This is a genomic window from Ornithinibacillus halophilus (assembly GCF_900129485.1).
Taxonomy (GTDB): Bacteria; Bacillota; Bacilli; order Bacillales; family Amphibacillaceae; genus Ornithinibacillus; species Ornithinibacillus halophilus.
This window is the reverse complement of sequence record NZ_FQVW01000101.1, coordinates 1-2,021: the sequence shown is the minus strand read 5'-3', so window position 1 is coordinate 2,021 and position 2,021 is coordinate 1. Positions and strand designations below refer to the sequence as shown.

Genomic DNA, 2,021 nt, shown 5'->3' with positions numbered 1-2,021 from the left:
CTTTTGTGGAGCGAGTTTCTACTCGGGGCGAGCGACTTTTCCTTTTGTGGAGCGAGTTTCTACTCGGGGCGAGCGAATTCTCAGCATTGGTGATCACGGAACTTCCGGGGGCGAGTATGATTAGAAAAATAAGTCTAAAGTAGCAGGAAAAATGTCATAGTATGTCGAATTGATAGTTATGTAATTATTTTACTTATTTTACTTTTAATAGGGGGGAGTGCATCATGGCATTACTTTCGTGCTTTGAATGTGGAAATCAAGTATCCGATCAGGCAGCAGCATGTCCTCATTGTGGGGCACCTTTTCAGGAACAAGCTGCAACCGCTACCGAAGTAGGACCAATGAGAGATTTTGGTGGGATAACGAGTTTTATTAAGGGGTCAGAAGCAATACGAGTGAAGGGTGGAACGATGAAGCGCTGGACATGGTTTATTTTGGCGAACGTTGCAATTGTCGCATCCTTGTCAATCATCTCTGGGGGCGCGTTGATAGCTATCGCACCATTTTTCCTATTGTTTGGTTTTACTTTCCCATTTATTGGGCTGCTTTTTTCCAAAACATTTGCCAAGAAAGCCCATCATATGCACATCATCAATCCTGAAGGCTTCCAAAATGAAGAGGAAAAGAGTTTGTATGAGATGGTTGCTTCCTTGTGCTCAAAAGCCGGAATGCAGCACATGCCTGAAGTGGGGATTTACGAAAGCCGGGATGTGAATGCCTTCGCAACAGGGCCAAGCAAAAAACGGTCACTGGTGGCATTTAGTACGGCATTATTGGAGCAAATGGATGAGGAAGCAATTGCAGCCGTTGCAGCCCATGAAGTTGCTCATATTTCCAACGGTGACATGGTAACACTTAGTCTGGTGCAGAGCGTTGTGAATACGATTGTTCTATTAATCACCCTTCCATTGAACATGATCAAATGGGTAGCATTTTTCTCAGAGAATGTTAGTGCACTAATGTTTTACCTGATTGCATTTGTAAAATTTGTGGCGACACTGGTGTTGGCATTTCTGGGGAGTTTGGTTGTGAAGGCTTTTTCACGGAAAAGAGAATTCGCTGCCGACAAACTAGCAAGTGAATTGATTAATAAGGAATCGATGATTTTTGCTCTGGAAAGCCTGAAAATGGATAATCCAGTGGTAGTCAAAGAGCAAAAGGCATATGCAGCATTAAAAATCAGTTCACCGAGCAGAGTATGGGACATCTTCTCCACCCATCCATCGTTAGAGCGAAGAATAGAGAGATTGAAAAACTTGTAAGGGCCAGCCTTCAAGCATACATATGTACAACCCCTCATATAGTGAATATGGGGGGATTTTTCATGAGATGGGAAGATCATGTTTCAAATGATACGATGAAAATGCTAGATGAAGTGAAGAAGAAGCACACCAAGCATCAAAAATTGAAAAGGCAGAAGGAGAATTACTTATTACTTTTTGCCTTTGTTGTTATTTTACTGCTTGCGTACCTTTACTATTTCTTTTCCAATGTGAATATTGTGGGCAATGATGTTTTCGCTGGGCTGCCGCTTTTGATTGGCAATCCAATCATTTTTATCCTTTTAATGATATGCCTTTTCCTTTTTTATCAATACACAGCTATCGCCAAAAAAGAGAAAAAGGAGAAAGATAAATATAAGAAGATTCGCAGTGAAGCGATTGACTATCTTGACACGCATTACATCACGCCATACTCCAATATTCGGGATGAAATCTCGCAAACGATGGAGGAGAAATTTAAGATAAATTTGCGGTATAAAAATGATTGAAAGAAAGCTTCTTTTTATATCTTTTTATTAAATGTGTCTACCTATGATAAAACACACAGCTTAAAAGGATTATTGTCCTAATATGTATAAATGAATAGTTTATGAAGTGCCGGTTAATATCATGGCTACTCTTGCTTGCGCTAGGGTAGCCTATTTGTATGGAATGGAGAGAGTTGAGGGAAGTGATTACCTTTTGGTGGAGCGAGTTTACCCTTTTTGGGAGCGACTTTCACCCTGGGGCGAGCGAGTT

Annotated in this window: 2 protein-coding genes; both read left to right on the top strand. The window is 40.9% G+C overall.

Translation table 11 applies throughout. The features are described from left to right. The first annotated feature begins 224 nt into the window (after window positions 1-224). Window positions 225-1,262, top strand: a complete 1,038-nt coding sequence (gene htpX / locus BUB12_RS17350) for a protease HtpX (protein ID WP_084063401.1) — start codon at window positions 225-227, stop codon at window positions 1,260-1,262. A 62-nt stretch (window positions 1,263-1,324) separates the two neighbouring features. Continuing rightward, a complete protein-coding gene (locus tag BUB12_RS17345) occupies window positions 1,325-1,771 on the top strand; it encodes a DUF2663 family protein (protein WP_072892169.1) in 447 nt (148 codons plus the stop codon). The last annotated feature ends 250 nt before the right edge of the window (window positions 1,772-2,021 follow it).

Excerpts from the sequence above, each read along its gene's own strand:
- BUB12_RS17345 (WP_072892169.1), top strand. The coding sequence starts at position 1,325 with ATGAGATGGGAAGATCATGTTTCAAATGATACGATGAAAATGCTAGAT.
- htpX (WP_084063401.1), top strand. The coding sequence starts at position 225 with ATGGCATTACTTTCGTGCTTTGAATGTGGAAATCAAGTATCCGATCAG.